This window comes from Chryseobacterium kimseyorum (assembly GCF_025971945.1).
Lineage (GTDB): Bacteria > Bacteroidota > Bacteroidia > Flavobacteriales > Weeksellaceae > Chryseobacterium > Chryseobacterium kimseyorum.
Map to the genome: position 1 here is coordinate 202,170 of NZ_JAPDHW010000009.1, position 8,879 is coordinate 211,048.

Genomic DNA, 8,879 nt, shown 5'->3' on the forward strand with positions numbered 1-8,879 from the left:
ACTATAATCTCACTTATTATCATTTATCAATAATAAAAATGGCTTCGTAGTTCAACTGGATAGAATATCAGATTTCGGCTCTGAGGGTTGGGGGTTCGAATCCCTCCGAGGTCACTTTATAGAAAAGATCACTTTTTAATAGTGATCTTTTTTCGCTTTTATAAGTGTTGTTAATCAGTAAAATATAAGTTTGGGAAGAGTTTAGTTGGGTGTTCGATAAGCATCTTCATAAAATGTAAGTTGTCATTAAAAATTGAACACATAAACCAAAATTTGTTAGTCTAAATAACAGAACAGTTACTGTCACTTGGATAATAGTGAATGGATTGATGAACTTATATGACCGCATGAGTTTTTTCTTATCAAAAAATGAATCCCAAAATGCAGAAGTACTAAAGATTCTAAAAATACAAAATCCCCAAAATGTAAATTCGAAAAAACCTGAAATGCTATTTAATTGTAGCCTTCATTGCTGGATGACATCATTGAAAACAATGCGATGATTAAAACAAAAACCAATACTGTAAAAAGTTTTCTCAGCAACCTTTTGTATAGTTCCAAAGATTGGGTTCTCCGTTATCATCAATGATTTTTAGCCAGCCTTCAGTTTGCGATTCTATATTTTCTGTTTCTTCCAATTCAGTGTTGCAGGGATGTTCCTTGTATTTTTTCACTTTCACTTTACACCATTGTCCAGAGATGTTTTTTGTAAGTTTAATTTCAAATAAATCTCCACGTACCGAACCCATTATTTCGCTTTCGGAGTTGGGTTCTTTCCGCAGCCGCAATCCGGGTTCATTGGCATAATAACCTAAAGCATCAGTACTTTGAGCAATCATTTGGTCGCGCCAGTTGATCGTTTTGAAACCGTGTTTTTCAATTTCAGCGACGCTGAGCCAGTAGTTTTTTGAAGAATCAAGAACTTTTACAAAACCTTTGGCAGAATCTGTGTAATTGATGGCAAATATTTCATAACCGATTTCCCGATAATGATCGATCTTCACTTTTTTATTTTCTGTTACGAAATAGATTTTGTAAGGAACCTGGTCATCTTCTTTGATGTTTCCTAATCTTTTAATAGTTCCAATAATTTTTCCTTTCGGGCTGTCGTACACTGAAAAACCATGTTCAGGCAAGAGAATGCAACAATATTTTTCCGAATATTTCAAACTGTCAACTTTAGGGACAATAATTCCCCTTTTGCCGGCTACATTTTCGTTTTCCATTTTATCTTGGCAGGAATGGAGTGTGAAACCAAAGAATATTATTATCAACAGGAGAGAAGAGGGTGTATTTTTCATCTATTTAGTTTTAAGAAGTTATTCGTTTTTTAGTATGATATACTAAGAAAAACAGGATCAGCAAGATTACCGAAAATCCTCCTACAATGGCTGAAATTAATTGAAAGAAAACCTTTTCGAAAGCCTTACTTTCGCCATCACAAAGCACCTCGTCTCCCCAAATATCAGTTCCTTTTTCGCCTTCAAACATTGATTCGTTACAGGCGAAATGTTCAGGCATGACAATTCCCAAATAAAATAGAAGCAAAGGAATGTAAAACATCAGCAAAATGATGGCAATGGCTTTTAAAATCGTGTTTTTATCTTTGTTCTCCATATTTTTTAATGAAAAGCTGATGATTTATGAAAAGTAACGCAGCAAGAGACAAAGTCGAAATCGGTAAAGCCGAATAATAAATAACATAATGTATTTCTTCATTAAAAAGATAGGTGCTCCAGGACGATTCCCGCTCCACAAAAATGCTGTAATCCCAGAAAAACCAAATGGAAATCAAGAGTAAAAACTGAACAGTCATTATGAAAATTCTGTTCATTTGAGAAGGTAAAACTGTAAATAAAATGCCAAGAAAAAGCGCAGTTATTAATGATAGATACATTACATCTTCTACGAACCAACATTCTAAACAGGCACTCGACATACTCTCTGACAAATGCCCCATTGACCAGTGAAGCTGCAAAAATGTAGCAACAAAAATGATGATTCCAAGGGCGGAAACACGCTTTAGAAAACTGATGGTTTTGGTTTTTAGAGTCGCGAGTTGATCTTTATTTTCCATATTGGCTGATGAAACGTTTTTTTTAATCTTAAAAATTTATTTTGCTAAAATTTTCACTTTGAAAAATCGGCTTTTAAGTCCATCTTCAACAAATTCGGTTTCCGTTAAGTAAAGTGTGTTTTCATCTGACCAAAATGATTCTCCAACAGTACACAACCAATGTTTTGTCAATTTTTCAAATTCCTCGTCAAGCTGAATTACTTTTATAAACTCATTATTGATCTTCCTTTGGATAAAATAGGAAGAACATTCCTGACCGCCAAAATGCCCATTTAACCTAAAATGTTCTTTCGGAGAGAAGACCAAAATATCAGGGTTTCCGGTTTGTTCGGTTTCATTTCCGTTTTTTAAATTAAAACTAACATCACTGGTATGTCCACCTTCACAAAGTAGAATATCTTCCTCAGGAAAATAAGCTTTAAAAATACATTCCTCAGATTCATAATATAATTTTCCTTTGTTGTTTTTCCCATTCCTAAAATTAATATTTGTAACCAATGGATATTCCGGGATTTTTTCATCAAATTCCACTATTCCTTTCAGCATTTTTTTTGCTACAGTGATGTCTGTGATTTTCACAGGAGTTTTCTTTTTCGGAACCGTTTTCTTTTTCACAGCATTAAATTGCAAAGAATCTATTTCCTCAATGGTGATGGTGTACTGAAATGATTTCCCATACTTTTCTTCGGCAGCGGATTTTATACTGTCTTCCGTTTTGTGAATTTCTGTTTCTGTGAGATTTTTCTGCTCAGTTTTCTTTTCGTTTTGGCAAGATTGTAAACTGAAACCAACTGAAATCATTATTATTATTATGAGTGAGCTGAAGATTCTTTTCATTTGTGTTTTGTAAATTAATTGTATCTTTTTTAATCTTAAATAAATGACCGATGAATGTAAATCTTATAGTCTCTTTTGTTTTTTAAAAGTTAGAAAAAAGTAATTCTGGATTTTTGTGTTTAATGGAATCTGAAAATTTCCACTACCCAAATTGATGTTAGCATAAATATAAAGATTTTCCTTATTCGCTGGAGGTTTTTCAATCCAGAAATTCTCTCTAAAAACTTCGTTAATTTCCTTTACTTCAGCAGAAGTAAGTTTCATTTTCTTCTTTACCATTTTTGGAGATTCATTGTCAAAACTTTCCATTTTTTCATAAATCATCGAATCTTCTTTTAACGTAAAATTTTCGTTCAGGTCAGGATTTCCATATTTTACCCTTACCAGGCTCAGGACATTTATATCTTCAAAATCTTTTTGAACTAAAAGTGAAGTGGCAGATTTAAGTCCGGACTTGGTTCTGGAAAATTTTTGCTTAAAGAATTCGTCTGAATCATAACTTAATTTTTGATTGATGGAGTCTAATTTAGGTTTTAAATAAAATGTAGATTCATTTTCATTTATCACGTTTCCGTCAATGATATCAACTGTAGTATAATCACCCTGATTGTTAAGATGGTAATATTTGAAATGTCTATCTTTAATTTGCAGTAGTGAGGAAAATGTGCAACAGCCATTATGAGCAGGCAGCATCTGACTTTGAGAAAAGTAAGTTTCTATTGGCTTTGCTCTAATTTCTTTTTCTTGTTTTGAGCAATTCACAAAAGTAAAAAAGAAAGAAAAAATCAGAAAATATTTCATTATCTCTTCGTGGTTTTAAAATTAAATGGTCTCAACGTCAATCTCAAAATTTCATTGTTACTTCTAAAATAGTTCTTTAACCTTATTCAGTGATCAATAAGTAATGTATGTGGAACTTGATTGTTCATAAATAGACATCAAAGTAAAAATAAGAGTCTGCTTTGAAACTTAGTTCGCATTCTGATTGATGTCTTTTCTATAATTCTTAACTAAAATTAAATAACTTTGATGAGAATTAAATAGTTTTATTAAAATAATTTAATTGATTTATTTAAAAAGAAAAGATCGATAAGTGTTGATTTATAAGTAGTTATCAAAAAGTCAGAATTCAGCACGTTTTGTCAGATGTATTTTAATGATATGATTTAAATATGAAAAAAAATAAAAAACGGCTTATCATTGCGATAAGCCGTGAGGTTAACTGATTTTTATAAAAGTCCTTAGAATGTTGCTGCGGGAGCGGTGTCATTGTTCAGTTTTCTGTTGACTTCATTCTTTTTTCCTTTGGCGAAGTCGTAGCTTAGTCCAAGAATAAACATATTTCTGTTGTTATAGATATTGGTTGTACCCACATAGTTTACCAGACTTTCGTCTAGGGTTTTGGTTTTATATCTTGAAGGCATTCCGAGCCAGTACATTCCTGTAGTGAACGTCCAGTCTTTCATTTTGTAATTGGCGAAAATGTGATTCTGGTTTTCGTTGGTATTTAAAAATGCGCCACTTAAAGTATACACAGGAATATTAAACATATACGTCAAGCTCAGCTTTTTATATTCAGAGGAGATCGTGAAGTTGTTTCCGAAATAATTATTTTTAAGCAACGCTCCGGAATTGGTTTTTACCCTCTGCATGGTCGGATAGATATTGGCTTTAATGACTAATAATCTGCTTCCAAAAGGTTTCAAAGAGCCGGTGAGCTGAACTCCTGTACGTGAACTGAACTGTGCATTTTCGTAAGTTAGCGCATACTGAGTATTGTTGTTGTACAAAACATAAAGACTGTTGATCGCGTTGTCTGTATAGTTGAAAAAAACGTTCGCGTTAAAATCAAAATACTTATTGTTGTAAGAATAGTTGATATTATTATTCCAGGCTTTCTGTATTGTTAGATTAGGGTTTCCTGTAGAAACTATATTGGGAACAACCTGATTAATGTTCGGACTTAAGGAAGCGCTCCCCGGACTGTACGGTGTATAACTGCTGGTGAGTCTCAGACTCTGATTTTTTTTCAGTTCGTATCCTAAAATTAATTTCGGAGTTATCGTCCAGTCGTTGTCGGTTGTTGTAGCCGTTTTATTGTGAATATTGGTAAGACCGAGGCCTAAGCGGTACATCAATTTCTTATGTTTACCCGCAAATTCGGAGTAAAGATACTGTGTTAAATAATTAACAGAGAAATCAAAATTTCCCGCCAGGTTCACCAGTTCATTATCTACACTGTTATTGTCAATTCTGTAACCTGAACTTAGTTTTCCTGCTTTGAAATCATGAGTATAAGCGACTTCTCCTACGATACTGTTTTGTTCTGCTTTCAGGTTCATATCATTATCAAAAATAATGTTTCCGGAACCGATTACCCATTCTCTGCCCACCTCAAAACTCTCACTGGTATACGATGAACCCACAATATTAAAGCTGATCTCATCTTTCTTGCTCAGTTTCTTAGAAAAATAAAGATCTAGTTTTGGTGGATTGTACTTTTCACCGCTGTACTGCGAAGTACCGTGCTGTTCAGAGAAATTATCCTGCGTAAAAATACTCTGCCCATTTCCTTTGGAAAAATAATTAAAGATGTTCATCGAAAACTTTGCCTGAAAAACATAATGATCAGCCAGTGAATTGGTATATCTCAAGGCGATCTCCTGATACGTGTAGCCAAAATGATCTCTTTTCGTTTCGTTGGTATTGTAATGTGAATTTTGTAAAGTGTAATCGTAGATTCTGTTGGTAACCCGATTATCATAATCTCTGAAATTCATGGAATACTCAAGTCCGATGTTGTTTCTTCCTTTTGTATAGTTAGCGTAAGCCTGTCCGTTCACAAAACCGGTTGTTAATGCGCTGCTTACAGAAGCTCCCGCGGCAAAACCCACTTCAGGATTTCTCGTGATAATATTCACTACAGTACCTGCTCTGTTTGCCCATCGGGTAGGAGGATTGTCGTAATATTCAACTTTTACTACATTTTCCGGACTGATTCCTCTCGCCTGAAGTTCTGTAGATTCAACACCATTAATCAGCAGAAGAAATTTTCCTCCTTTAATACTTGAAATACTGCTGGAAATAGGGTCAAACTGAAGTTCGGGCAAAGTCTGCAGTAGATCGTTGGCATATCTGGCTTTCTTTAAAGCTTCCTCATCAAAGCTGTACACGGCCTTATCTACAAATTGTTTTTTACGCTGCGATTTTATAAGAACTTCCTGAATGTCTTTAGTGTTTTGAACCGAATCTTTCACAGTGGAAGGTGTGTTCTCCTGTGCAAAAGTTAAGCTGCCAATAACAAATAGCGCTAAACTTATCTGTTTCCTCATGATGAATTTCTTGAAAATTTTGAAGGAGCGAATTTAATAAAAAAATGAGTATTTTTTCAAAGTAAAGTGATATTTATTTTAAAAGTATCATTGTCAGAGAGTGTTGGTGGAAGTATTTAACAAAATATTAATGTTTGGAAATCTTATTGATAATGTACCGATTGATAATAAGAATTTTAAAACTCAATGTCGTGATTAATTATTAAAAAGAAATATACTTTCTTTCTCTGTAATAATTGCCTGTCGATAAAATGATTTGATTACACTGCAGAAAAAATTTAAATTTAATAATAATTACAAACCGAACGGTTTAAAATGCTATCTTTGCCTAATCATGGCAAGAAAAAAAGAATTTGAATACGAAGAAAAGCTCAATGTAGCAATGAATCTCTTTTGGGAACAGGGCTATCATGTGACTTCACTGAGTGATCTTGAAAATCACATGAAGATCAACAGAAGCAGTATTTATCCTACTTACGGAGACAAAAAGGAACTTCTGTTAAAGTGTCTTGACAAATATCAGCAGTCCAAACTTTCAGAATATCAGGAATTTCTTCAGGACCGCAGTAATAATGCTTTGGAAGATTTAGTAAAAGTTTTAAATCTGTCTGTTCAGCAAAGCATTTCCGACAATAAAGTGTGTCTGGCTGTGAGAATGATATTTGAAATCGCTGTGGTTGATAAGGAAATCAATCATATGCTTGTTGCAAACGAGAGAAAAATAGAGAAGGTTTATCTGGCCATTCTGCAGCGGGGAATTCAGCAAAAATTATTTAAGAAAGATTTGGATATAGAAACTACTGCTGCTTTTTTTTCCAGCTCTTCGACCACTTTGCTCAAGAATTATGTCTTGTACAGAGATCAAAAACAAGTGAACTCAATGATTGCGCTGCTAATCCAACTTATTAGTCGATAATTAAATTCATCAGTCTTCATGTACAGCCTTAGAAATGGCTGCTGTCTTAATCAGGAATATATTTTTTTATCTTATTTTAAACCGTTCAGTTTATTATGAAAACAAACTTAAACAAAAGGGTAGCCTACATAGGATGCTTAGGAGTTATCGGAATTATCAGCACAGAATTTGGAGTGATTGGTATCTTACCTCAAATAGCCGAGTACTACAAAATCAACATTGCTACAGCGGGTTATCTGCTGAGTGCATTCGCTTTATTTATAGCCATTACAGGACCATTTACTGTTTTATTTGCTTCTAAATTTGATAAGAAAATCATCATGCTCTGTGCAATGGGATTATTTTTCTTATCCAATTTTTTTTCAATTTTCAGCCCTCCATTCTGGATTTTAATGGTTCTGAGAATACTGCCCACCTTCTTACATCCCGCATTTTTTTCAATGGCTATCGCTGCCGCCATCAAAGGAACATCACAGAAAGATCAAATGCATCTTACGGCAATTATTATAGGAGGAATTGCACTTGCACAGGTCACACTGATTCCTTTAAGCACATTTCTAGCAAGCCTGTATACGTGGCAGATTACTTATGTAGTTCAGGGATTTATTATACTGCTTACGATTCTTATCATATTAAAATATCTTCCGTCTATGCCGGTTGAGAAGCCTGCATCATTTAAAAATCAACTTTCTATACTGACCCAACCAAGATTTATTTCAGGCACTCTTTTAAATCTTTTACTGATCACAGCCTGGTTCTGTTCCTACAGTTATTTTGCAGATTATCTTAACAGAGAAAAGCATATGAGTGAAAAACAGATTAGCGTTTTACTGCTGATATTTGGCGCAATGGGCGTACTGTCAAATTATGTTACGGGTAAATTACTGGGAAAAAATATGTTTTGGACTACTTTGTTTTTTATAACAGGGGTATTGATGGTGCCTTTGGCATTTGGGTATACAGATCATTCATTTTTCAATGTTGCCATCGTTACCGGTATTTGGGGCATTATGTACGGACCGTGCTTTCTGATTGGTGTTGGCTATATGATTTCGGCGGCACCGGATGCAAAAGAATTTGCTAACAGCCTCCAAACTTCATTTGGAAACCTGGGTGTTTCATTGGGAACCTCAATTGGTGGTTTTTTTATTTTTAAATATGGAATATCAGTTACGCCTTGGGTAGGTGTTGTCTTTGGTGTCCTGGCGATTCTGGCCGTTATGTGGCGAGCTTATTTAGATAAAATTCATTTCGAAAAATGACAGAAATTATTTTCACACCAATATTTGGCAAGAATTATTTTTAAAGATAAAAATGACACCAATAGATATTTTATTGGTGTCACTTTTATCAATATTTTATTTAAAATCTAAATCAATTCAAATTCCTATACTCAATAGGTGTATAACCAACCCTTTGCTTAAACAGTCTCGTCAGATGCTGAGGATATTTAAACCCTAAATCATACGCAATCTGACTGATGGATTTATCAGCATCAAAAACCCGTTCTTTGGCAACATCTATAATTTTATTCTGAATATATTCCTGCGCCGTTTTTCCGGTTTCTTTTTTAATCAAATCTCCAAAATAATTGGCAGAAAGATTGAGTTCTTCTGCACAAAAAGCTACAGAAGGCAAACCAAAACTGTTGGGCTTTTCTGAATTGAAATAACTGTTCAATAATTCTTCAAATTTCTCCAGAATTCCTTTGTTGACA

At 34.0% G+C, this 8,879-nt stretch carries 9 protein-coding genes and 1 tRNA gene; 3 read left to right on the forward strand and 7 right to left on the reverse strand.

The features are described from left to right. The first annotated feature begins 40 nt into the window (after positions 1–40). Positions 41–114: transfer RNA gene (locus OMO38_RS14145), tRNA-Arg, on the forward strand. A 422-nt stretch (positions 115–536) separates the two neighbouring features. On the opposite strand, the gene OMO38_RS14150 is transcribed toward OMO38_RS14145, so the two are convergent. From OMO38_RS14150 to OMO38_RS14175, 6 genes are all read right to left on the reverse strand, one after another. Continuing rightward, positions 537–1,301, reverse strand: coding sequence for a hypothetical protein (locus OMO38_RS14150; RefSeq protein WP_264750843.1), 765 nt, complete (start codon positions 1,299–1,301; stop codon positions 537–539). Between the two features lie 10 nt (positions 1,302–1,311). Further along, entirely contained in the window at positions 1,312–1,617 is a 306-nt protein-coding gene (locus OMO38_RS14155) for a hypothetical protein (protein WP_264750844.1), read from the reverse strand. Further along, positions 1,601–2,077, reverse strand: coding sequence for a hypothetical protein (locus OMO38_RS14160; protein WP_264750845.1), 477 nt, complete (start codon positions 2,075–2,077; stop codon positions 1,601–1,603). Before OMO38_RS14160 ends, OMO38_RS14155 begins: the two co-directional genes overlap by 17 nt. A 36-nt stretch (positions 2,078–2,113) precedes the next feature. Beyond that, positions 2,114–2,914 carry a hypothetical protein gene (locus tag OMO38_RS14165; RefSeq protein WP_264750846.1) on the reverse strand — a complete coding sequence of 267 codons (801 nt, stop codon included), beginning with the start codon at positions 2,912–2,914 and terminating at the stop codon, positions 2,114–2,116. A gap of 63 nt (positions 2,915–2,977) precedes the next feature. Then, on the reverse strand, positions 2,978–3,715 hold the full coding sequence (locus tag OMO38_RS14170) for a hypothetical protein (protein WP_264750847.1): 738 nt from the start codon (positions 3,713–3,715) through the stop codon (positions 2,978–2,980). Between the two features lie 440 nt (positions 3,716–4,155). Beyond that, on the reverse strand, positions 4,156–6,246 hold the full coding sequence (locus tag OMO38_RS14175; protein WP_264750848.1) for an outer membrane beta-barrel family protein: 2,091 nt from the start codon (positions 6,244–6,246) through the stop codon (positions 4,156–4,158). Between the two features lie 334 nt (positions 6,247–6,580). Between OMO38_RS14175 and OMO38_RS14180 the strand changes: the two genes are divergently transcribed. Together OMO38_RS14180 and OMO38_RS14185 are read left to right on the forward strand one after the other, a co-directional pair. Then, positions 6,581–7,162, forward strand: coding sequence for a TetR/AcrR family transcriptional regulator (locus OMO38_RS14180; protein WP_264750849.1), 582 nt, complete (start codon positions 6,581–6,583; stop codon positions 7,160–7,162). Positions 7,163–7,257: 95 nt separating this feature from the next. Continuing rightward, on the forward strand, positions 7,258–8,424 hold the full coding sequence (locus OMO38_RS14185) for an MFS transporter (RefSeq protein WP_264750850.1): 1,167 nt from the start codon (positions 7,258–7,260) through the stop codon (positions 8,422–8,424). A gap of 112 nt (positions 8,425–8,536) precedes the next feature. Here the strand turns inward: OMO38_RS14185 and OMO38_RS14190 are convergent. Then, positions 8,537–8,879: helix-turn-helix domain-containing protein (locus OMO38_RS14190; protein ID WP_264750851.1), on the reverse strand; the 343-nt coding region annotated here is incomplete at its 5' end.